This window comes from Nocardioides pymetrozini (assembly GCF_046058985.1).
GTDB lineage: Bacteria > Actinomycetota > Actinomycetes > Propionibacteriales > Nocardioidaceae > Nocardioides.
This window is the reverse complement of the sequence record NZ_CP175556.1, coordinates 3,412,199-3,433,927: the sequence shown is the minus strand read 5'-3', so window position 1 is coordinate 3,433,927 and position 21,729 is coordinate 3,412,199. Positions and strand designations below refer to the sequence as shown.

General features: G+C 72.1%; 18 protein-coding genes. 13 read left to right on the top strand and 5 right to left on the bottom strand.

Going from position 1 to position 21,729, the window contains the following annotated elements; translation table 11 throughout:
• Positions 1-12 precede the first annotated feature (12 nt).
• The 5 genes from ACJ5H2_RS16770 to ACJ5H2_RS16750 all read left to right on the top strand — a co-directional run bounded on the left by ACJ5H2_RS16770 (position 13) and on the right by ACJ5H2_RS16750 (position 4,971).
• Positions 13-1,332 carry a DUF6350 family protein gene (locus ACJ5H2_RS16770; protein WP_408896572.1) on the top strand — a complete coding sequence of 440 codons (1,320 nt, stop codon included), beginning with the start codon at positions 13-15 and terminating at the stop codon, positions 1,330-1,332.
• A gap of 19 nt (positions 1,333-1,351) precedes the next feature.
• Positions 1,352-1,966, top strand: coding sequence for a phosphoribosylglycinamide formyltransferase (purN, locus tag ACJ5H2_RS16765; RefSeq protein ID WP_408896571.1), 615 nt, complete (start codon positions 1,352-1,354; stop codon positions 1,964-1,966).
• Between the two features lie 127 nt (positions 1,967-2,093).
• Positions 2,094-3,686, top strand: coding sequence for a bifunctional phosphoribosylaminoimidazolecarboxamide formyltransferase/IMP cyclohydrolase (purH, locus tag ACJ5H2_RS16760; RefSeq protein WP_408896570.1), 1,593 nt, complete (start codon positions 2,094-2,096; stop codon positions 3,684-3,686).
• A 65-nt stretch (positions 3,687-3,751) separates the two neighbouring features.
• Positions 3,752-4,624, top strand: coding sequence for a bifunctional methylenetetrahydrofolate dehydrogenase/methenyltetrahydrofolate cyclohydrolase (locus ACJ5H2_RS16755; protein WP_408896569.1), 873 nt, complete (start codon positions 3,752-3,754; stop codon positions 4,622-4,624).
• Between the two features lie 53 nt (positions 4,625-4,677).
• On the top strand, positions 4,678-4,971 hold the full coding sequence (locus ACJ5H2_RS16750) for a DUF3017 domain-containing protein (RefSeq protein WP_408896568.1): 294 nt from the start codon (positions 4,678-4,680) through the stop codon (positions 4,969-4,971).
• A gap of 66 nt (positions 4,972-5,037) precedes the next feature.
• On the opposite strand, the gene ACJ5H2_RS16745 is transcribed toward ACJ5H2_RS16750, so the two are convergent.
• Positions 5,038-6,024: a malate dehydrogenase gene (locus tag ACJ5H2_RS16745; RefSeq protein WP_408896567.1), complete on the bottom strand. Its 987-nt coding sequence runs from the start codon at positions 6,022-6,024 to the stop codon at positions 5,038-5,040.
• A 97-nt stretch (positions 6,025-6,121) separates the two neighbouring features.
• On the opposite strand from ACJ5H2_RS16745, the gene ACJ5H2_RS16740 reads away from it, so the two are divergent.
• A complete protein-coding gene (locus ACJ5H2_RS16740) occupies positions 6,122-6,790 on the top strand; it encodes a hypothetical protein (RefSeq protein WP_408896566.1) in 669 nt (222 codons plus the stop codon).
• Between the two features lie 18 nt (positions 6,791-6,808).
• On the opposite strand, the gene ACJ5H2_RS16735 is transcribed toward ACJ5H2_RS16740, so the two are convergent.
• A complete protein-coding gene (locus ACJ5H2_RS16735; RefSeq protein WP_408896565.1) occupies positions 6,809-7,819 on the bottom strand; it encodes an MIP/aquaporin family protein in 1,011 nt (336 codons plus the stop codon).
• 157 nt (positions 7,820-7,976) lie between these two features.
• On the opposite strand from ACJ5H2_RS16735, the gene ACJ5H2_RS16730 reads away from it, so the two are divergent.
• From ACJ5H2_RS16730 to ACJ5H2_RS16700, 7 genes are all read left to right on the top strand, one after another.
• The gene (locus tag ACJ5H2_RS16730) at positions 7,977-10,166 is read left to right on the top strand and encodes an NADP-dependent isocitrate dehydrogenase (RefSeq protein ID WP_408896564.1); all 2,190 of its coding nucleotides are present in this window, start codon (positions 7,977-7,979) and stop codon (positions 10,164-10,166) included.
• Between the two features lie 109 nt (positions 10,167-10,275).
• On the top strand, positions 10,276-13,785 hold the full coding sequence (locus tag ACJ5H2_RS16725; protein WP_408896563.1) for an ATP-binding cassette domain-containing protein: 3,510 nt from the start codon (positions 10,276-10,278) through the stop codon (positions 13,783-13,785).
• Between the two features lie 51 nt (positions 13,786-13,836).
• Positions 13,837-15,048, top strand: coding sequence for an MFS transporter (locus ACJ5H2_RS16720; protein ID WP_408896562.1), 1,212 nt, complete (start codon positions 13,837-13,839; stop codon positions 15,046-15,048).
• Between the two features lie 63 nt (positions 15,049-15,111).
• A complete protein-coding gene (gene trpS / locus ACJ5H2_RS16715) occupies positions 15,112-16,200 on the top strand; it encodes a tryptophan--tRNA ligase (RefSeq protein WP_408896561.1) in 1,089 nt (362 codons plus the stop codon).
• Positions 16,200-16,706: a 2'-5' RNA ligase family protein gene (locus tag ACJ5H2_RS16710; protein WP_408896560.1), complete on the top strand. Its 507-nt coding sequence runs from the start codon at positions 16,200-16,202 to the stop codon at positions 16,704-16,706. The genes trpS and ACJ5H2_RS16710 overlap by 1 nt, the downstream gene beginning before the upstream one ends.
• Before the next feature lie 18 nt (positions 16,707-16,724).
• Positions 16,725-17,810 (top strand): YihY/virulence factor BrkB family protein, encoded by a 1,086-nt coding sequence (locus tag ACJ5H2_RS16705; protein WP_408896559.1) that lies wholly within the window; start codon positions 16,725-16,727, stop codon positions 17,808-17,810.
• Positions 17,807-18,034: an SCO4848 family membrane protein gene (locus ACJ5H2_RS16700; protein WP_408896558.1), complete on the top strand. Its 228-nt coding sequence runs from the start codon at positions 17,807-17,809 to the stop codon at positions 18,032-18,034. Before ACJ5H2_RS16705 ends, ACJ5H2_RS16700 begins: the two co-directional genes overlap by 4 nt.
• Positions 18,035-18,179: 145 nt before the next feature.
• Here the strand turns inward: ACJ5H2_RS16700 and ACJ5H2_RS16695 are convergent, their stop codons facing one another.
• From ACJ5H2_RS16695 to ACJ5H2_RS16685, 3 genes are read right to left on the bottom strand one after another with little or no spacing between them, the layout of a single operon-like run.
• Positions 18,180-18,923, bottom strand: a complete 744-nt coding sequence (locus ACJ5H2_RS16695) for a succinate dehydrogenase/fumarate reductase iron-sulfur subunit (RefSeq protein WP_408896557.1) — start codon at positions 18,921-18,923, stop codon at positions 18,180-18,182.
• Complete coding sequence (locus tag ACJ5H2_RS16690) at positions 18,920-20,983, bottom strand: fumarate reductase/succinate dehydrogenase flavoprotein subunit (RefSeq protein WP_408896556.1); 2,064 nt, start codon at positions 20,981-20,983, stop codon at positions 18,920-18,922. The genes ACJ5H2_RS16695 and ACJ5H2_RS16690 overlap by 4 nt, the downstream gene beginning before the upstream one ends.
• A 12-nt stretch (positions 20,984-20,995) precedes the next feature.
• Positions 20,996-21,718 (bottom strand): succinate dehydrogenase cytochrome b subunit, encoded by a 723-nt coding sequence (locus ACJ5H2_RS16685; protein WP_408896555.1) that lies wholly within the window; start codon positions 21,716-21,718, stop codon positions 20,996-20,998.
• Between the last annotated feature and the right edge of the window lie 11 nt (positions 21,719-21,729).

The following is a 21,729-nucleotide window of genomic DNA, read 5'->3' as shown; positions in this document are numbered from 1 at the left end:
GATGGACGGACCATGACGTCGCTGCAGAGCCCACCGGCACGCCGTACCGGACCCGGTCGATCGCGGTCCGCCTCGGACGCCGACCTGCGCCGCCGGCTCGCCACGACCCGGCCGCTGGTGCCCACCGCGAGCATCGGGGGCGTGATCGCCGCCGGCGCGCCGCTGCTGGTGTGCATGGCCGTGGCGGTCGTCGGCTGGTTCCTCACCGACGCGGGCGGCCAGGGCGCGCCCGGCGACGCCCTGCGCGTCGGGGCCCACGGCTGGCTGATGGCGCACGGCTCCACGGTGGCGGTCGAGGGGATCCGGATCACCGCGATGCCGCTCGGGCTCACCCTGCTCTGCGCGTGGGTCGCGTGGCGGGTCGGGCACCGCGTCGGGGAGTCGGTCTCCGGCCACGGCCCGGACGCCGACCGGATCGCCGACGGCGCGCGCGATCTCACCGTTCCGTACGCCGCGGGGCTGTTCACCGTCGGCTACGCCGTCGTGGGCGTCCTCACCGCCTCCGTCGCCGCGACCGCGTCGTCGGCCCCCGCGCCCGCCCGGGTGGTCGTGTGGTCGGCGCTCATCGGCCTCGCCGTCGGCGGCCCCGCCATCGCCTTCGGGTCGGGACGCGCGGCGATCTGGCTGCCGGTCCTCCCCGTCGTCGTGCGCGACATCGCGCTCGTGGCACGCCGGATCCTCACCCGGTGGGCGCTGGTCTGCCTGCTCGCGCTGCTCGCCGCGCTCGTCCTGGACTTCTCGACCGCGGCCAATGTCGTCTCCCAGCTCCACGCCGACGGGGGCGCGGTGGTGCTGATGACGGCGCTGTCCCTTCTGCTGCTGCCGAACGCCCTGCTCTTCTCCAGCGCCTACCTGCTCGGCCCCGGCTTCACGGTCGGGACGGGCACCACCGTCTCCACGACCACGGTCGTGCTCGGGCCGCTGCCGATGTTCCCCCTGCTCGCCGCCCTGCCCGACCAGGGCAGCCAGCCGTGGTGGACCGACTGGCTGATGCTGACCCCGCTCGTCCTGGCCGCGCTCGTGGCCGGCCAGGTCCAGCGCGAGCGCCCGATCCTGGCCTGGGACCGTGCCGCGATCCGCGGCTGCGCCGGCGGGATCGGCGCCGGGGTGGCCCTGGCTCTCGCGTCCGGACTCGCCGGCGGCGCGGTCGGCCCGGGGCGGATGCAGGACGTGGGCCCCTACACCTTCGACGTCCTCCTCCACGCGATCACCTCCTTCGGCATCGGCGGCGTGCTCGGCGCACTCGTCGTGTGCTGGTGGCAGCGCGACGCCGACGGCCGGGTGCGGGTCGCGCTGCGCGGACTGCGCGCCCGGATGCCGGGACGCTCCTGACCCGGCCTAGAATCCGCGCGTGCCCGCCCGCCCTCGCCTCGTCGTCCTCGTGTCCGGCTCCGGCACCAACCTCCAGGCCCTGCTCGACGCCTGCGCCGACCCGGCGTACGGCGCGCGGGTGGTCGCGGTCGGCGCGGACCGCGACGACATCGAGGGCCTGGCCCGCGCGGAGCGGGCCGGCGTCCCCACCTTCGTCGCGAAGGTCGGGGACTACACGGCGCGGGAGAACTGGGACCGGGCCCTGGCGGACAAGGTGGCCGCCTTCGAGCCGGACATCGTGGTGCTGGCCGGCTTCATGAAGCTGGTGGGGGAGACCTTCCTCGAGCGCTTCGGCGGACGCACCATCAACACGCACCCGGCGCTCTCGCCGTCGTTCCCGGGCATGTACGGCCCCCGCGACGCGCTGGAGTACGGCGTGAAGGTGACCGGCGCGACCCTCTTCGTCGTCGACGCCGGCGTCGACACCGGCGCGATCGTGGCCCAGGTCGTCGTCCCCGTCGAGGACGACGACACCGTCGAGAGCCTGCACGAGCGGATCAAGGTCGCCGAGCGCGGCATGCTCGTGGAGTCGGTCGGCCGCATGGCCCGCGAGGGCTTCACCGTCGAGGGCCGGCGAGTTCGCCTCGGCGGCTGACCGCGCCGTAGGATCCATGCCACACGACTGGCGCGGGTGGGCAACCACCGGGGAGTGAACGAGCCGGCATCGACCGCCTGGGTGCCCCTCATCGAGATCGACCGACCGATCCCATGAGGAGAAGACCATGACCGACCGGATCGAGATCAAGCGCGCGCTGGTCTCCGTCTTCGACAAGACCGGCCTCGAGGACCTCGTCCGCGGCCTCCACGACGCCGGCGTCGAGCTGGTCTCGACCGGCGGCTCGGCCGCGCTGATCGCCGGTCTCGGCCTGCCCGTCACCAAGGTCGAGGACCTCACCGGCTTCCCCGAGTGCCTGGACGGCCGGGTCAAGACGCTGCACCCGCGGGTGCACGCGGGCATTCTCGCCGACCGCCGGCTGCCCGAGCACGTCGCGCAGCTCGAGGAGCTCGACGTCGCCCCCTTCGACCTGGTCGTGGTCAACCTCTACCCCTTCGCCGCGACCGTGATGTCCGGCGCCGGCGTCGACGAGTGCATCGAGAAGATCGACATCGGCGGCCCCTCGATGGTGCGCGCCGCGGCCAAGAACCACCCGTCCGTCGCGATCGTCACCGACGGCGCGGACTACGCGCGGGCGCTCGATGCCGCGCGCAGCGGCGGCTTCACCTACGAGGAGCGCAAGGCCCTGGCCGCCAAGGCCTTCGTCCACACCGCGACCTACGACGTCCAGGTGGCCTCCTGGATGGGCAACGTGCTCACCGACTCGTCCGTCGAGGACGGCGCGAGCACCGGCTTCCCGGCCTGGGTCGGCGCGACCTGGGACAAGCAGGCCGTCCTCCGCTACGGCGAGAACCCCCACCAGCCCGCCGCGCTCTACCGCTCCGGCTTCGGCCCCGGCGGGCTGGCCGCCGCCGAGCAGCTGCACGGCAAGGAGATGTCCTACAACAACTACGTCGACACCGACGCGGCCCGCCGCGCGGCGTACGACCACGGCGACCAGCCGACCGTCGCGATCATCAAGCACGCCAACCCGTGCGGCATCGCGGTCGGCGCCGACGTCGCCGAGGCACACCGCCGTGCCCACGAGTGCGACCCGGTCTCCGCCTTCGGCGGGGTGATCGCCACCAATGTGCCCGTGTCGGTCGAGATGGCCCGGCAGGTCGCGGAGATCTTCACCGAGGTGATCGTCGCTCCGGGCTACGACGAGGGAGCGGTCGAGGTCCTGCAGGGCAAGAAGAACATCAGGATCCTCGTCGCCGAGCCGCTGAGGACGGGAGGCGTCGAGACCCGCCCGATCAGCGGCGGGCTGCTGATGCAGCACGTCGACCAGTTCCAGGCCGAGGGCGACGACCCGACCGCGTGGACGCTCGCGGCCGGAGAGGCCGCCGACGAGCGCACCCTGGCCGATCTCGCCTTCGCCTGGCGCGCCGTGCGGGCCGCGAAGTCCAACGCGATCCTGCTGGCCAAGGACGGCGGCGCCGTCGGCATCGGCATGGGTCAGGTCAACCGGGTCGACTCCTGCCGGCTCGCGGTCGAGCGGGCCAACAGCCTGGTGGAGGGCCAGGAGCGGGCGCGGGGTGCCGTGGCCGCCTCCGACGCCTTCTTCCCGTTCGCCGACGGGCCGCAGATCCTGCTCGACGCCGGCGTCGCCGCGATCGTGCAGCCGGGCGGCTCGGTGCGCGACGAGGAGACCATCGCGGCCTGCCAGGCGGCCGGGGTGACGATGTACTTCACCGGGACCCGCCACTTCTTCCACTGAGCCGGCGAGCGCGACCCGGCACAAGCTGGGTGGGACCTACGTACGCAAACTGAGAGGATGTCCGGGTGACTGCACAGAGGCTCGACGGCAACGCCACCGCGGCCGCCATCAAGGACGAGCTGCGCGTCCGCATCGACAAGCTGCGCGAGCAGGGGATCACCCCGGGCCTGGGCACGGTGCTGGTGGGCGACGACCCCGGCTCGCGCTGGTACGTCAACGGCAAGCACAAGGACTGCGCCGAGGTCGGCATCGCCTCGATCCGCGTGGACCTGCCGGAGGTCGCCACCCAGGAGGAGATCGAGGAGGCGGTGGCGGGTCTCAACGCCGACCCGGGGTGCACCGGCTACATCGTGCAGCTGCCTCTCCCGCGCGGCCGCGACGAGAACCGCGTCCTCGGTCTCATCGACCCGGCCAAGGACGCCGACGGCCTGCACCCGACCAACCTGGGCTGGCTGGTGCTGGGCAACGAGGCGCCGCTGCCGTGCACGCCGTACGGCATCGTCGAGCTGCTGCGCCGCCACGACGTGCCGATCGCGGGCGCCGAGGTCGTCGTGGTCGGCCGCGGCATCACCGTGGGCCGCCCGCTGGGCCTGCTCCTCACCCGCCGCTCCGAGAACGCCACCGTGACCCTGTGCCACACCGGCACCGTCGACCTCGCCGCGCACGTGCGCAAGGCCGACATCGTGGTCGCCGCCGCCGGGGTCCCCGACATCGTCCGCGGCGACATGGTCAAGCCCGGCGCCGCCGTCCTCGACGTCGGCGTCAGCCGGGTCGACGGGAAGATCGCCGGCGACGTGGCCGCCGACGTCTGGGACGTGGCCGGCTGGGTCTCCCCGAACCCCGGCGGCGTCGGGCCGATGACCCGCGCCATGCTGCTGGCCAACGTGGTCGCGATGGCCGAGCAGCAGGCCGCGCTCAGCGGGAAGGCAGCGCGCTGAACGACAGGGCCGAGGCCCCGGAGCCGGGGGAGCCGCTGGAGCCGTCCGCCTCGGTGGACCCGGAGCCCGAGCCGCGCCGGTATCCCTCGACGATCGGCGGGGCGTGCTACATCGCCGTCCTGGTCGTCGTCGGGGTCGGCCTGGTCGTGGCGGCGGCGTCGGACTGGCGCGTGGGCCTGCGGATCATGTCCGGCGGCCTCGCGGGCGCGGGCGCCCTGCGCCTGGTGCTCCCCGAGCGGGACGCCGGCATGCTCGCCGTGCGCCACCGGCTCCTCGACGTCGGCATCCTGGTCGGGGTCGCCGTGGTGCTCTTCCTCCTCGCGGGCACCATCCCCGAGCAGTCCTGAGAGCACCCCGGTACGCCGAAGGGCCGGCGCCTGACGGCACCGGCCCCTCGTCGGGTGGTGTCAGCCTCAGATCAGGCCCAGCTCGGTGACCGCGGCCTTCTCGTCGGCCAGCTCGGCGACGGAGGCGTCGATCTTGCCGCGCGAGAAGTCGTCGATCTCCAGGCCCTGGACGATGCTCCACTCGCCGCCGGCGGTGGTGACCGGGAACGAGGAGACGAGGCCCTCGGGGACGCCGTAGGAGCCGTCGGAGACGACCGCCATCGAGACCCAGTCGTCGGCGGGGGTGCCGTTGAGCCAGTCGCGAGCGGCGTCGCAGGTCGCGGATGCGGCGGAGGCGGCCGAGGAGGCCCCGCGGGCGTCGATGATCGCCGCGCCGCGCTTCGCGACGGTCGGGATGAAGGTGTCGGCGATCCAGGCCTGGTCGTTCACGACCTCGGCGGCGTTCTTGCCGGCGATCTCGGCGTGGAAGATGTCGGGGTACTGCGTGGCCGAGTGGTTGCCCCAGATCGTGACCTTCTTGATGTCGCTGACGGCGGAGCCGGTCTTGGCGGCCAGCTGCGAGATCGCCCGGTTGTGGTCGAGGCGGGTCAGCGCCGAGAACCGCTCCTTGGGGATGTCGGGGGCGTTGCTCGCGGCGATGAGCGCGTTGGTGTTGGCGGGGTTGCCGGTCACGCCGATGCGGACGTCGTCGGCGGCCACCTTGTTGAGGGCCTTCCCCTGGGCGGTGAAGATCGCGCCGTTCGCGGAGAGCAGGTCGCCGCGCTCCATGCCGGGACCGCGCGGGCGGGCACCGACGAGCAGGGCGAGGTTGACGCCGTCGAAGATCTTCTCGGGGTCCGCGCCGATCTCGACGCCGGCGAGGTTGGGGAACGCGCAGTCGTCGAGCTCCATGACGACGCCCTCGAGTGCCTTGAGGGCCGGCTCGATCTCGAGCAGGCGCAGCTCGACGGGGCGGTCGCCGGCGATGGCGCCGCTCGCGATGCGGAAGAGCAGGCTGTAGCCGATCTGGCCGGCTGCGCCGGTGACGGCGACCTTGAGCGGGGTGGTGCTCACTGAAGACTCCTCAGAGGTTGCGGTGGGACTGCCCGCGACGCTAGCAGCGCGCGCCCCCGCGCGGGGAGGCGGGCGGGCCTTGCGAGACGATGAGCCCATGCGGACACGAGTCCCCGCGGCGATCGCGGCCCTGGCCCTCGCCGGCGGTGTGCTGGCCGGCTGCGGGTCCGCCTCGGCGCCGAGCCCGCCCGCGGGCGTGGACGGGCTGGTCATCCCCACCCCGGATCCGGACCCGGCGGACTTCGTCGCGGCGGTGGACAACCCCTGGTTCCCCCTGGCGCCGGGCGCTCGTTGGGAGTACGCCCACGCGGCGACCGGGCAGCCCGCGCTGGTGCTGACCGTGGAGCCGGGGCCCGAGGTCGCCGGGGTCGCGACGACGGCCCTCGTGCGCACCCACGCCGACGGCACGGTCGAGCGGGACCTGTACGCCCAGGACCGTGACGGGAACGTGTGGTGGTTCGGCCGGGAGGGGGAGTGGCAGGCAGGCAGCGTCGGGGCCGAGGCGGGCCTGGCGATGCCCGCCCGCCCCCGCTTCGGCGACGGCTTCCGCACCGCGACGGCGCCCGGGCTGGTCGAGGTCGCCACGGTGCGGGCCGTCGGCGAGCCGGTCACGGTCCCGCTGTCGACGTACCAGCGGACCGTCGAGCTGGTGGTCGAGAAGGGCGTCGAGGGGGCGGCCGGCATGCGGGTCGACGTCTACGCACGCGGCGTCGGCCTGGTGCGGACGGACGAAGCGGGCCTCGTCGCGTACGACGAGGCCCGCTAGGTCACGGCCGGGGGCTGGCTACTGCGGGGGACGCACCTGCGTCTGGTCGTTGGCCGGCGGCGCCCACCCGGCCTGCGGGTCGGCGGCGCCGGGAGCCCCCGGGGCCGGCGGCTGCTGCTGGGCCGGGATCCACTGCTGGGTGGCCGGGTCCCACTGCCAGCCGTCCTGGATGATCGGCTGTCCCTGCTGGTGAACGGGCTGCTGCGCCTGCTGCTGGCCGTAGGCCTGCTGGTTCCACTGCTGGGTGAAGCCCGGGTCCGACGAGCCGCCGGCGCCGAAGCTCAGCCCGGAGCCGGGGACCGGGTCGGCGTCGCGGCCGAACAGGAGGGGGTAGAGCACCCCCGCCACGGCGCCGCCGATGAGCGGGGCGACGAGGAAGGGCCAGACCTGCACGATCCAGTCGCCGCCGCTGAACAGGGCCGGGCCGAGCGAGCGGGCCGGGTTGACCGAGGTGCCGGTCATCGGGATGAGCATGAAGTGGATGACGGCCAGGGTGATGCCGATCGCCAGCGGTGCGAGCGCCGCGATGGCCCGGTTGCGCTCGTCGGTCACGGCGAGGATCACGAGCACGAACATGAACGTCATGGCGAGCTCGACGAGGAAGGCGGCCCACCAGGCGTAGTCGTAGCTGCCGGCGCTGAAGCCGTTGGTCGCCAGCGGCATGCTGTCGTCGAAGGCCTCGAAGCCGTCGAAGCCGAGCAGCAGGATCATCAGGAAGAGGGCGCCGACGATGCCGCCGAGGACCTGGGCCGCGATGTAGAGGCCGGAGTCCTTCCAGGAGATCCGGCCGCCGAGGGCGGCGCCGACGGAGACCGCCGGGTTGAAGTGGCCGCCGGAGATCCGGCCGAAGGCGTAGGCCATCAGGGTGACGGTGAGACCGAAGGCCAGACCGGTCTGCACGACGGAGCCGTCGTTCATGAACCCCACGCCGCATCCGAAGAGCACCAGGGCGAAGGTGCCGACGAACTCCGCGAGGAGCTTCTGGGTCGTGGTGGGCGGGACGGTTGTATCCAGTGCTGCGTCAGTCATGGGATGGACCTTCTCCTCGGTAGGGCTCCCGAAAACCAGCCGGGTTATCAGCGCTCACCCTAGTCATTACTGTGGCCACCGAGGGGGACCCGAGCCCCACCATCAGGTATCTTGACGTCAAGAATCCCACCCACGGCCTCAGGAGTGACGCCCGAACATGTCGAGCATCATCTACACCCACACCGACGAGGCGCCGCTGCTCGCGACGTACTCCTTCCTGCCGATCGTCGAGGCCTTCGCCGCCAAGGCCGGCGTCGCGGTCGAGACGCGCGACATCTCCGTCGCCGCGCGCATCCTCGCGCAGTTCGGCCTGGCCGACGACGCGCTGAGCGAGCTCGGCGAGCTGGCCAAGACGCCCGAGGCCAACATCATCAAGCTCCCCAACATCTCCGCCTCCATCCCGCAGCTCAAGGCCGCGATCAAGGAGCTGCAGGAGCAGGGCTTCGACGTCCCGGACTACCCGGAGGCGCCGGCCACCGACGAGGAGAGGGAGATCCGCGCCAAGTACGACAAGGTCAAGGGCTCCGCCGTGAACCCGGTCCTGCGCGAGGGCAACTCCGACCGCCGCGCGCCGGCCTCGGTGAAGAACTACGCCAAGACCCACCCGCACACCAACAAGCCGTTCGGTGAGGGCTCGAAGACCAACGTCGCCACCATGGGCGCCCACGACTTCGCCAGCAACGAGAAGTCGGTGACCCTCACCGCGGACGACACCCTGTCGATCGTCCTCGAGACCGAGGCCGGCGAGACCGTCGTGCTCAAGGAGGGCCTCCCGGTCCTCGCCGGCGAGATCGTCGACGCCTCCAAGATGGAGGCCGACCACCTCCAGGCCTTCCTCCGCAACGCCCTCGCCAAGGCGAAGGCCGACGACGTCCTCTTCTCGGTCCACCTCAAGGCGACGATGATGAAGGTCTCCGACCCGATCATCTTCGGGCACGTGGTGAAGGCGTACTTCGCCGACGTCTTCGCCCGGTACGGCGACCAGCTGGCCGCGGCCGGCCTCTCCGCCAACGACGGCCTCGGCGCCATCCTCTCGGGGCTCGACGCCCTCGAGAACGGTGCCGAGATCAAGGCGGCCTTCGACGCCGCCCTCGCCGACGGCCCGCGGCTGTCCTACACCAACTCGGACAAGGGCATCACCAACCTGCACGTGCCCTCCGACGTGATCGTCGACGCCTCGATGCCCGCCCTGGTCCGCAACGGCGGCCGCCTGTGGGGCGCCGACGGCGGCGAGGACGACACCCTCGCGGTGATCCCGGACTCGTCCTACGCCGGCGTCTACCAGGCCGTCATCGACGACGTGAAGCAGAACGGCCCGCTCGACCCGGCCACGATCGGCACCGTCCCGAACGTCGGGCTGATGGCGCAGGCCGCGGAGGAGTACGGCTCGCACGACAAGACCTTCGAGATCCCGACCGACGGCACCGTCCGGATCCTCGCCTCCGACGGCGAGGTCCTCATCGAGCACGACGTCGAGGCCGGCGACATCTGGCGGGCCTGCCAGACCAAGGACATCCCCGTCCAGGACTGGGTCAAGCTGGCCGTCACCCGCGCCCGTGCGTCGCAGACGCCGGCCATCTTCTGGCTCAACGAGTCGCGCGCGCACGACCGCGAGCTGATCAAGAAGGTCAACGCCTACCTCCCGCAGCACGACACCGAGGGGCTCGAGATCAAGATCCTCTCGCCGGAGCTCGCGACGGCGTACTCGCTCGAGCGGATGCGCCAGGGCCTGGACACGATCTCGGTGACCGGCAACGTGCTGCGCGACTACAACACCGACCTGTTCCCGATCCTCGAGCTCGGCACGTCGGCCAAGATGCTCTCGGTCGTCCCGCTCATCGCGGGCGGCGGCCTCTTCGAGACCGGCGCGGGCGGCTCCGCGCCGAAGCACGTGCAGCAGCTCGTGGAGGAGAACTACCTGCGCTGGGACAGCCTGGGCGAGTTCTTCGCGCTCGTCCCGTCGCTGGAGAAGTACGCCGAGCAGGCCGACGCGCCGGCCGCGCGGGTGCTCGCCGACGCCCTCGACCGCGCCACCGGCACCTTCCTCAACGAGGACCGCTCGCCGGGCCGCAAGCTCGGCACGACCGACAACCGCGGGTCGCACTTCTACCTGGCGCTGTACTGGGCCGAGGAGCTGGCCGGCCAGAGCGACGACGCCGACCTGGCGGCCGCGTTCAAGCCCCTCGCGGAGACGCTGCGCGCCAACGAGGAGAAGATCGCGGCGGAGCTGGTCGCCGTCCAGGGCAAGCCCGCCGACATCGGCGGCTACTACCGCCCGGACGCGGAGAAGACCACGGCCGTGATGCGCCCGAGCGCGACGCTGAACGAGGCGCTCGCCGCCTTCTGAGCCGCGCCTCGCCGACAGCGCCCGGGACGACAGGTCGTCCCGGGCGCTGCGGCTTTCACCGCAGGAAAATCGGAGGCGGCTGTCGGCGACGACATCTACTCTCGATCCAGTGACGACGACGTTGACGCCGGCTCCCGCCCCGGCCGCAGCCCCCGTCGCCGTCGACCCCGCGCGCCGCGTCGACTGGCACCGCCTGCGCACCCCCGCCGCCGCCTTCGCGGTGGTCGCGGTCGCCCTCGCCGCGCTGGGGCAGGCGCTCGGGACGGTGGTCGCCGGCCGGATCGCCGAGCACCCGACCGCCGCGCTCGTCGGGTGGCTGGCCTGCTTCGTCGTCGGTGCCGCTGCCGTCGACACCGCGGGACGGGTCGTGTGGGCCGGGGTGGTCGACCGGGCCGAGGGCCGGCTGCGGGGCGACCTGCTGAGCGCCGCGCTCCAGCAGCCCCTGGCCCACCTCACCGAGCAGGCCGTCGGCGAGGTCCTCGACCGGGTCGACGACGACACCCACGAGGTCGGCACCCTGCTGCGGCAGCAGATCTGGATGGCGATGCGCACGGCCTTCGCCTCGGTCCCGATGTGGCTCGTCGCCGGCTTCACCTGGTGGCCGGCGTTCGTCCTGTTCCCGGTCGTCGGGACGGTCACGGTCTGGGTGATGCGGCCGGCGCTCGTCGAGATCGCGCGGCGCAAGGTGGTCGAGGAGGCGGCCTGGACCGACCACGCCGCTGCCCTCGAGGAGGGCGTCGCCGGTCGCGACGACCTGCGCACGAGTCTCGGCCAGGCGTTCGCCGTACGACGGCTCGCACGGCTCTCGGCGGACGTCCACGAGAAGTTCCGCCGGGTCCTGATGGTCGAGGCGCGGCTGGCGATCAAGGTCGGCCTGCTGCTCCACGGCCTGCTCGCCGCGGTGGCGGTGGCGGGCGTCGTCCTGGTCGGCGGCGACCACCTGGGCGTGGCGCGCCTGGTCACCCTGTTCCTCGTCACCACGATCTTCGTGGGACAGATCAACAACCTCGCCCACCAGCTGCCCGACATCCAGGCGGGCCTGGGTGCCGTGCTGCGCCTGCGCCAGCTGCTCGCGGTCGAGGCCGAGCCGGAGGGCGGAGCCTCGGTCCCGACGGGCGCGCTCGACCTGCGCATCCGCCACCTCGACTTCAGCTACGACGAGGGCTCCTTCGCCCTGCAGGACGTCAGCCTGTACGTCGAGGCGGGGCACACGCTGGCCCTGGTCGGGCGCACCGGCTCGGGCAAGTCCACGCTCGCGTCCCTGCTCTCCCGGGCCGCCGAGCCGCCGCCGGGGACGATCTTCCTCGGCGGCGCCGACATCACGACGCTCGACCTGCACGAGCTGCGGCGTCGGGTCGGCGTCGTCACCCAGCGCACCGAGATCCTCGCGGGCACGCTGGCGGACAACATCACGCTGTTCGCGCCCGTTCCCCGCGCGGAGGTCGAGGCCGCGATCGTCGAGCTCGGCCTCACCGACTGGGTCGCGGGCCTGCCCTCGGGCCTCGACACCCTGCTGGGTCCCGGCGGCACGACGCTCTCGGCGGGGGAGGAGCAGCTGGTCGCCTTCGCGCGGCTGCTCGTGCGCCACGTCCAGGTCGTCGTCCTGGACGAGGCCACCGCCCGGATGGACCCGGTCACCGAGGCCCGCGTCGTGGCGGCGGCGGACCGGCTGATCAGTGGTCGCACCGGCATCCTCGTCGCCCACCGGCTCAGCACGATCGAGCGGGCCGAGGCGGTGGCCGTGCTCGACCACGGCCGGGTCCTCCAGCACGGTCCGCGCGACGAGCTGGCCGTCGTCGAGGGACCCTTCCGGCGCCTGCTCGCCGCCAGCGACACCGACGCCTTCGCCGACGCCGGATCCGCCGAGGACCTCGACGGCGTCGCCGTCGGCGGGCGCCGTCGTACCGGCACGCCGCCGCAGCGTCCCGAGATCGGTGCCGGCTCGTCCCTGGCCCGCGGCACCTGGAACGCCTTCTGGGTGCGCCCCTGGTGGGGCGCCTGGTCGGTCGTGCTCTTCCTCGGCGGCACGGTCTTCGCGCCGCTCGGGGCGGTCACGGGCTTCCTGTGGGGACAGGTCGTGGAACGGCTCGAGGCGGGCGAGTCCCCGCGCGCCCTGGTGGTCGTCCTGGTCGTCAGCCTGCTGCTCGCGCCCTTCCTGCTGGCCGATGCGTTCCGGCGCTACCCCCGCTGGTGGATCGAGGTCATGCTCCGGGTCCGGATGGCGGTCCTGCTCGGCCAGGTGCGCGGCCACCGGCTGCCGCGGACGCCCCCGGGCGAGGTGGTCGCACGGTCGATGGACGCCGACCGCTACGCGCGCTACGCCGACCGCTGGGTCGACTTCACCAACGGCCTCCTCATCGCGGCGATCACCATGCTCGCCGGCGGCACCTGGCTGGCCGGCACCGTCCTGCTCGTGGTCATGGTCACCAGCGCCCTGGCCTCCTCGATCGGCCGCCCGATCGCCGGGCGGTCGGCAGCACAGTCCTCCGCGGCACGAGCACGGTTCGGGCGCGCCGTGGTCTCCGCGGTCGAGTCGGCTCGCACGGTCAAGCTCGCCGGGCGCACCCCGCAGGTGCACGCCCACCTGCGCAGGGTCGACGACGGCCGGGTGGAGGCCGCGGTCTTCGAGCACCGGGTGCAGGCCGTCCTCGACGGCGTCCCGACCGTGATGGTCCAGGTCGGCGTCGTCGCCGCCTGGGCCCTCTACCTGGCCGACGTCTGGGGACTCGGCACCGCGCTGCTCGTCGCGACGGCGGTCAACGGCTTCGACTGGTTCGGCCGGGTGGCCGGCGCCGTCGTCACCGAGGCGCCGGGCGTCCGCGCCTGGCAGCGGGTGACCGCGCGCTTCGCGGGCGGCACCGACCTGATGGCCCTGCCGGAGGGGATCGACCTCGTGACCGGCGCGGCCCCCGAGCCGCCCACGCCGCAGCGGGTCCCGCTGGAGCGCCTCGAGCTCGCCGACTATGCCGCGATCCACGACGACGGCACGCTCGGCGCGACCGGGGTCGACCTCGTGGTCGAGCGCGGCGAGCTGGTGCTGCTGGTCGGCCAGGTGGGGTCGGGCAAGTCCAGCCTCCTGTCCTCACTGGCCGGGCTGATCGACCACCGCGGCACGCTGCGCTGGAACGGCCACGACGTGGCCGACCCGGAGACCTTCCTGCGGCCCAGCCAGGTCGCCCACGTCGCGCAGGTGCCGCGCGTGCTCTCGGGCACCTTCGCCGACAACATCCTGCTCGGCCACGACCGGCAGATCGACCGACCGGTGGAGACCGCGCGGATGGCCCAGGACGTGGCCGACGCCGGTGGACCCGACGCCGTCATCGGGCACCGCGGGGTGCGGCTGTCCGGTGGCCAGGTCCAGCGCCTCGCGCTGGCCCGGGCGCTCGCCGCCGACGCGGAGCTGCTGCTGGCCGACGACGTGTCGAGCGCCCTGGACGCCGCCACCGAGATCGAGCTGTGGGCCGCCCTGCGCGAGCAGCACACCACGGTCATCGGGGCGACGTCCAAGCGCGCGGCGCTCGCCCAGGCCGACCGCGTCGTCGTCCTCGTCGACGGTCGTGTCGCCGCCGTGGGGCCGTGGACCGAGCTGGCCGGTGACTGGGGTCACCTCGCCGGCTGAGACATCCGACGTCCTGGAATAGCCGGGCGTGCCGGCCGGTTACGATCCGCCGTGACCTCCTCGCCGACGACGACCTCGACCGAGGGGCGCCCGGCGGTGTCCCACCACCGACCCGCGCTGGCGATCCTGGCGCTCGCGGTCGGCGGGTTCACCATCGGCACCACCGAGTTCATGACCATGGGCGTGCTGCCCGAGATCGCGCGCGGCGTCGAGGTGTCCGTGCCGGCCGCGGGGCACGTGATCTCCGCGTACGCGATCGGCGTCGTGGTCGGCGTACCGATCCTGGCGTTCTTCGGCGCCGCCCTCCCGCGCCGGGCGATGCTCGTCGGCCTGATGGCCGCGTACGGCGCGTTCAACCTGCTCAGCGCCGCGGCGCCGGACTACCACGTGCTCACCGTCGCCCGGTTCCTCGACGGGCTCCCGCACGGCGCCTACTTCGGGGTGGCCAGCCTGGTCGCGGCCAGCCTCGTCGTTCCGGAGCGCCGCGGACGGGCCGTGGCGAGCGTGATGCTCGGCCTGTCGGTGGCCAATGTCGTCGGCGTACCGCTGGCCACCTTCCTCGGCCAGCAGGTCGGCTGGCGCTCGACCTATCTCCTCGGCGGCCTGCTCGCTCTGGTCACCGTGGCCCTGGTCCTCGCGGCGGTCCCGTCGGTGCCCGGTGACTCCGAGGCGAGCGGGCGCAAGGAGGCGGGGGAGTTCTTCGGCAGCCTCCAGGTCTGGCTGACGATGGCGGTCGGTGCCGTGGGCTTCGGCGGGATGTTCGCCGTCTACTCCTATATCGCCAAGACGGTCACGGAGGTCGGCGGCCTCGAGCGCGGCACGGTCCCGTTCTTCGTGCTCGCCCTGGGGCTCGGCATGGTCGCCGGCACCTGGCTGGCCGGCGAGCTCGCCGCCTGGTCGGTGTTCCGCAGCCTCCTGCTCGCCGGAGTCGCCGGCATCGCGCTGATGCTGGTGTACTACGTCGCTGCTCCGCACGGTTGGCTGCTCCTGCCGATCGCCTTCCTCGTCACCGCCGCCGGGTCGGTCCTGGTGGTCAACCTGCAGCTGCGGCTGATGGACGTCGCGGGCGACGCCGTCACCCTCGGCGCCGCGATGAACCACGCGGCCCTCAACATCGCCAACGCCCTCGGCGCCTGGCTCGGCGGGCTGGTCATCGCCGGCGGTCACGGCTACCGCGCGCCGGCGCTGGTCGGCGCGGCCCTCGCCGCCGTGGGTACGGCGATCCTGCTGGTCTCGGCCCTCACGCACCGCCGCGCGGCCTAGCCCGGGCCCGGGGCGGGGTGGGGCCTTTACGCGGATCGCCGGCGGCCTGAGAGAATCGCACCCATGTCCGCCACCACCGAGCACCCGCCCGTGCCGGAGACCGCGCAGCCGGCCGCGCCGCAGGGAGCCGCCCGCCCGCGGGTCCTCTCCGGGATCCAGCCGACCTCGGACTCCTTCCACCTCGGCAACTACGTCGGTGCGGTGCGGCAGTGGGTGGACCTGCAGCAGGACCACCAGCCGTTCTTCTTCATCGCCGACATGCACGCGCTGACGGTGGACTGGGACCCGAAGGTGCTGCGCGAGCGCACCCTGCGCAGCGCCGCCCAGCTGCTCGCGGCCGGGGTCGACCCGGCCAAGTCGGCCGTGTTCGTGCAGAGCCACGTGCCCGCCCACGCCGAGCTGGCGTGGGTGCTCAACGGCCTGACCGGCTTCGGCGAGGCGCGGCGGATGACCCAGTTCAAGGACAAGTCGGCGAAGGGCGGGGAGGGCGCGGCGAGCGTCGGCCTGTTCGCCTATCCCGTCCTGATGGCCGCCGACATCCTGCTCTACCGGCCCCACTACGTGCCGGTCGGCGAGGACCAGCGCCAGCATCTCGAGCTCACCCGCGACCTGGCCCAGCGGTTCAACCACCGCTTCAAGAAGACCTTCCGTCTGCCCGAGCCCTACATCCTCAAGGCGACCGCCAAGCTCCTCGACCTGCAGGAGCCGACCCGCAAGATGTCCAAGTCGAGCTCCGCGCCCGCCGGCATCATCGAGATGCTGGACGACCCGTCGGTGACGGCCAAGAAGATCCGCTCCGCGGTCACCGACTCGGGCACCGAGATCCGGTTCGACGCCGAGGAGAAGCCCGGCGTCAGCAACCTGCTGACGATCTACTCCGCGCTCACCGGCGAGGGGATCCCGGCTCTCGAGGAGCAGTACGCCGGCAAGATGTACGGGGACCTCAAGAAGGACCTCGCCGAGGTGGTGGTCGACTTCGTCACGCCCTTCCGGGACCGCACCCTGGAGCTCCTCGACGACCAGGACCACCTGATGCAGGTGCTCGCCCAGGGCGCCGAAACCGCCGGCGCGGTCGCCGAGGCGACGCTGCGCGACGTCTACCAGCGAGTCGGCTTCGTCGCACCGGTGGAGCGTCGTACGGAGGCCCGCTGATGCCGGTGATCGGCGTCGCCGTCGCCATCCCGGAGCCGTGGGCCGCCGAGCTCGTGGCCTACCGCCTGCGGATCGGCGACCCCACCGCCGAGGGCGTCCCGAGCCACATCACGCTGATCCCGCCCACGGAGGTCTCCGGCCGTCTCGACGAGATCGAGGCGCATCTCGCGGAGGCGGCCGGCACGGTCGCGCCCTTCCGGGTTCATCTGCGGGGAACGGGTACCTTCCGGCCCGTGTCGCCGGTGGTCTTCGTCAGCCTCGCTGAAGGGATCTCCCAGTGCGAGCAGCTCGCGGACGCCGTACGACGGGGCCCGCTCGCCGTCGACCTGGACTACCCGTACCACCCGCACGTCACGATCGCGCACCACCTCGACGACCCGACCCTCGACCGCGCGTTCGAGGAGCTGGCGGGCTTCGAGTGCGCGTTCGACGTCACCGACTTCCACCTCTACGTGCACCACGAGCAGGAGGGCTGGCGCTCCACGCGCACCTTCCCCCTGTCCTGAGCCGGAACGGAGCCCGCGATGAAGCTGGTCGAACGCATCAAGGCGAAGCTGGCCGCGCTCCGGGAGCGGTGGCCCCTGGTCGACCACGCGGTGCGCACGCAGGAGCACTACGGCGAGGTCCAGGGAGGTCAGCAGGCCGGCGGGGTCACCTACTTCGGCTTCCTCTCCGTGTTCCCGATCCTGGCGCTCGCCTTCTTCGTGGTCGGCTGGGTGGCCCAGGTGTTCCCCGACGCCCAGGACGCGCTGGTGAAGGCGATCGACGAGATCCTCCCCGGACTCGTCGGCGACGGCGACGGCCAGGTCCGTCTCGAGGACGTGCAGGACGCGGCGGGAACCGTCGGGATCATCGGCCTCGTCGGCGTGCTGTACGCCGGGCTCGGCTGGCTCTCGTCGCTGCAGTCGGCGCTCACGGTCCTCTTCGAGATGCCCGACCGGCTGCGTCCCAACTTCCTCGTCGCGAAGCTGCGCGACCTGCTCACCCTGGCCGTCCTCGGGGTGGTGCTCCTCCTCAGCGTCGTGGCCTCCGCGGTCCTCACCCGGACCTCGCGTGCCGTCCTCGACCTGCTCTCCGTGGGCGCCGAGCTCGGCTGGCTCGTCGCGGTCATCGGCGTCGCGGTCGGCCTGGGCGCCTCGACGCTGCTGTTCTTCCTGATGTTCCGCCTGCTCGTGCGACCCACGATCCCGGACCGTGCGCTGTGGTCGGGCGCCCTGCTCGGAGCCCTCGGCTTCGAGATCCTCAAGCAGCTGTCCGGCCTGCTGCTGTCCAGCACCCGCGGCCAGCCCGCATTCCAGGCCTTCGGGATCGCGCTGATCCTGCTCGTCTGGATCAACTACTTCTCCCGGGTGGTGCTCTACGCCGCCGCCTGGGCGCACACCAGCCCGCTGGCGGACCGGCCGCCGGTGCCGGTGCCGGCAGCGGCCGCGATCGCGGCGGCGGCGGGCCCGGCGACGCCCGTGGAGCCGGGGACCGGCCAGGCTGCGGCGGCGCCGGCGCGGGCGCCCCGGCTGGTGACCTTCGCGGCGGGCGGGCTCGTGGGCGTGCTGCTCGGGCGGCTCGTGCCGCGCGGTCGTCGTACCGGAGGGTCTGGGAGGATGGGCCGGTGAAGTTCGAGCGCAAGCACGCCCTCCTGCTCCTCGCCGTCGCGGCCTGGAACGTCCTCTCCTTCGGCAACTTCGCCAAGAACCTCTACCAGGCCTACGACGCGGGCGAGGACCGCGCCACCGGCTACTGGGTCGCGCACACCGTGCTCATCGTCGTGAACTTCGCGATCGCCGGTCTGCTCGGCGCGTTGGGGTGGAAGGCGCTGCGGGCCTCGCGGCGCGACTGAGCCCGGCCGGCGGCGGCCGTGCCAGATGTTGAGTCGTCACATCCGACCCTTCGAGTCGTCACTTTCGACGATCGATGGGGTCAGATGTGACGACTCGACGGGTCAGAGGTGACGACTCAACCCGTCACGGTGGGCACAGCGGGGGTCAGTGGCCGTTCTTCAGCGCGGTGCGCAGGTCCTTGTTGAGCTGCGAGATCACGTCGAGCGGGATCTCCTTGGGGCAGGCCGCGGCGCACTCGCCGATGTTCGTGCAGCCGCCGAAGCCCTCGTGGTCGTGCTGGCCGACCATGTCGACCACGCGCGACCACCGCTCGGGCTGGCCCTGCGGGAGCTCGCCGAGGTGGGTGATCTTGGCGCCCATGAACAGCGACGCGGAGCCGTTCGGGCAGGCCGCCACGCACGCGCCGCAACCGATGCAGGTCGCGACGTTGAACGCACGCATCGCCTTGTCGCGCGGCGCCGGGACCGAGTTGGCCTCCGGAGCCGAGCCGGTGTTGGCCGAGATGTAGCCGCCCGCCTGGATGATCCGGTCGAACGCCGAGCGGTCCACCACGAGGTCCTTGAGCACCGGGAAGGGCTCGGCGCGCCAGGGCTCGATGGTGATCGTGTCGCCGTCGTTGAACGAGCGCATGTGCAGCTGGCAGGTCGTGGTGACCTCCGGGCCGTGCGCCTCGCCGTTGATCATCAGCGAGCACATGCCGCAGATGCCCTCGCGACAGTCGGAGTCGAACGCGACCGGCTCCTCGCCGCTCGTGACGAGCTGCTCGTTGAGGAGGTCGAGCATCTCGAGGAAGGACATGTCCTTCGAGACGCCGTCGAGCTCGTAGGTCTTGATCGCACCCTGGGCGGTCGGGCTCTCCTGCCGCCAGATCTTGAGCGTGAGCTTCACTTGTACGACCTCTGCTTCATCTCGATGGCGGTGTAGATCAGGTCTTCCTTGTGGAGCACCGGCTGGCCGCCCTCGTTGGAGTCGCCGCCCCACTCCCACGCCGCGACGTAGGCGAACTCCTCGTCGTGGCGCAGGGCCTCGCCGTCCTCGGTCTGCGACTCGGCGCGGAAGTGCCCACCGCAGGACTCGCGCCGGTTGAGCGCGTCGATGCACATGAGCTCGCCGAGCTCGAGGAAGTCGGCGACGCGGCCGGCCTTCTCGAGGTCCTGGTTGATGTTGTCCGGGGAGCCGAGGACCTTGACGTTGGTCCAGAAGTCGGCGCGCAGGTCGCGGATCTTCTGGATGGCCGTCTTGAGGCCCGCTTCGGTCCGCTCCATGCCGCAGTACTCCCACATGATGGAGCCGAGCTCCTTGTGGTAGCTCTCGACCGAGCGGGTGCCGTTGATCGACAGGAACTTCCCGACGCGCTCCTTGACCGACTCGAGCGCCTCGACGACGGCCGGGTGGCTCTCGTCGATCTTCTCGAACGGACCGTCGGCGAGGTACTCGCGGATCGTGTTCGGCAGCACGAAGTAGCCGTCGGCCAGGCCCTGCATCAGCGCCGAGGCGCCGAGGCGGTTCGCGCCGTGGTCGGAGAAGTTGGCCTCGCCGGTGACGAACAGGCCCGGGATGTTGGACTGCAGCTCGTAGTCGACCCACAGCCCGCCCATCACGTAGTGGACGGCGGGGTAGATCCGCATCGGCAGCTCGTAGGGGTTCTCGCCCGTGATCCGCTCGTACATGTCGAGGAGGTTGTCGTACTTCTCCTCGACGGCGTGCTTGCCCATCCGCTTGATGGCGTCGGTCAGGTCCAGGTAGACGCCGCGGCGCACCAGGCGCTCCTCGCCGTCCGGGCCGACCTCGGCGACCTGGGGTCCGACGCCGCGGCCCTCGTCGCACATGTACTTGGCCGCGCGGGAGGCGATGTCACGGGGGACCAGGTTGCCGAAGCTGGGGTAGATGCGCTCGAGGAAGTAGTCGCGGTCCTCGTCGGGGATCTCGCGCGGGTCCTTCTCGCAGTCCTCGGCCTTCTTGGGCACCCAGATCCGCCCGTCGTTGCGCAGCGACTCCGACATCAGGGTCAGCTTCGACTGGTGGCCGCCCGAGACGGGGATGCAGGTCGGGTGGATCTGCGTGTAGCAGGGGTTGGCCATGTAGGCGCCCTTGCGGTGGGCACGCCACGCCGCGGTGACGTTGGAGCCCATGGCGTTGGTCGAGAGGTAGAAGACGTTGCCGTAGCCGCCGGAGGCGAGGACGACGACGTCCGCGAGGTGGGTCTCGATGTCACCGGTGACCATGTTGCGGGCGACGATGCCGCGGGCCTTGCCGTCGACGACGATCAGCTCGAGCATCTCGTGGCGGGTGAACGACTCGACCGTCCCGGCGGCGACCTGGCGCTCCAGCGCCTGGTAGGCGCCGAGCAGCAGCTGCTGACCGGTCTGACCGCGGGCGTAGAAGGTGCGGGACACCTGCACGCCGCCGAAGGAGCGGTTGTCGAGAAGACCGCCGTACTCGCGCGCGAACGGAACGCCCTGCGCGACGCACTGGTCGATGATGTTCGCCGACACCTCGGCGAGGCGGTAGACGTTCGACTCCCGGGCGCGGTAGTCGCCGCCCTTGACCGTGTCGTAGAAGAGGCGGTACGTCGAGTCGCCGTCCTCCTTGTAGTTCTTCGCCGCGTTGATGCCGCCCTGGGCGGCGATCGAGTGCGCCCGGCGCGGCGAGTCCTGGTAGCAGAACGACTTCACGTTGTAGCCGGCCTCGCCGAGGGTGGCAGCCGCGGCGCCGCCGGCCAGTCCGGTGCCCACGATGATGATGTCGAGCTTGCGGCGGTTGGCCGGGTTGACCAGCCGGTTCTCGAACTTGCGCGTGGTCCAGCGCTCGCTGATCGGCCCGGTGGGGGCCTTCTCGTCGACGACCTTCTCGCCGAGCACGTAGAAGCCCGCGGCGTCGTCGGAGGTCTGGACCGACGGCTCGTTGGTCGGGGTCAGTCCGGGGAGGTAGTGGGTTCCTGCAGCCATGTCGTTGGCCCCTTACTTCTCGATGATGCCGACGAGCACGGACAGCGGAACCAGCGAGAAGCCGCCGGCGACGACGATGGCGACGACCCAGCCGGCCGCGCGGGCGCGGGCCCGCGACGTGGCGGAGTTGGTGAAGCCGAGGGTCTGCAGCGAGCTGAACGTGCCGTGGTGGAGGTGGAGGGCGAGCGCGACCATCGCGAGCAGGTAGAGGACGGTCATCCACCACAGGTCGAAGGTGTCGACGAGCAGGCCGTACGCGCTGCCGTCGGGGTCGCCGGTCTCGCCGTTGCTCGGGTTGACCTTGACGATGGTGAAGTTGAGCAGGTGCCACACCAGGAAGACGAGGATCGTGACGCCGCCCCAGCGCATGGTGCGCGAGGAGATCGACGAGCCGCGGTTCTTCTTGGCGACGTACTTCACCGGCCGCGCCTTCGCCGCCCGGGCCGCGAGGATGGCCGCGCACGCGATGTGGACGATGACGGCGACGATGAGGCCGACGCGCATGATCCACAGGAAGCCCTCGTGCGGAAGCATCGGCTCGCCGAGCTCACGCAGGTGATGCGCGTACTCGTTGAACGCCTCCTCGCCGGAGAAGGCCTTGAGGTTGCCGTACATGTGCCCCAGCACGAAGCCGATGAACAGCAGGCCGCTCACGGCCATGAGCAATTTCAGGGCGATGGTCGTGCGCGCTGCACGGCTGCCCTTCACCAGTTGAGGACGCGTCGTCGTTGCCACGGGGGGCCACG